The sequence below is a fragment of the Vibrio sp. 704 genome (assembly GCF_033339295.1).
This window is the reverse complement of sequence record NZ_JAWOUH010000887.1, coordinates 1-545: the sequence shown is the minus strand read 5'-3', so window position 1 is coordinate 545 and position 545 is coordinate 1. Positions and strand designations below refer to the sequence as shown.

General features: G+C 48.1%; 1 protein-coding gene. It reads right to left on the bottom strand.

Features of this window, described 5'->3' with window-relative positions; translation table 11 throughout:
* Positions 1–545: putative DNA-binding domain-containing protein (locus R7R24_RS29700; RefSeq protein WP_318120588.1), on the bottom strand; the 545-nt coding region annotated here is incomplete at both ends.

Sequence of the window (545 nt, the reverse complement as noted above, 5' to 3'; positions counted from 1 at the left end):
ATTAAGATGAGCGAGCAACGGCTCAGGGATATCGCTCAAACATTGCTTTTGTTCCAAGCTGGCAAGCAATTGATAGGCTTCGGCATCCAGCGCGAAACACTGCGCTTCACCATTGGGCTCGATGCGGATCACTCCTTGTTGTAATTGGTTGATGTTGAGCTGATCGAATTGCTGAGTACGAACAGCTGCGAATAAATCAAACACCGCGTAATGAGCATCAAAGCACTTACACCCAGGACGAAGGTGGAAAACTAAATGAGAATGTTGCGACTCTGGTACGTGTGGTAATTCAGTCAGCGGTTGCACGGCTGTGTCTGCTTGATGCTCATAACGAGCTTGGCGAGCAAGGTCGATGTTCCATTCAAAGAGAGCAACTTCTGGGCTGTATGGTGCTTGAGCCATGACCTGACCAAACAACATCACAGTGAGGTGAAAGTCTTTTCCGTAGTGAATAACACAGCCTTCTTGGAGTGGGTGCGTTAAAACATGTTGGCGTGCTATTTGGGCAAAGCACGTTTCCCCTAGTAACGCTTCAACCATCGGAT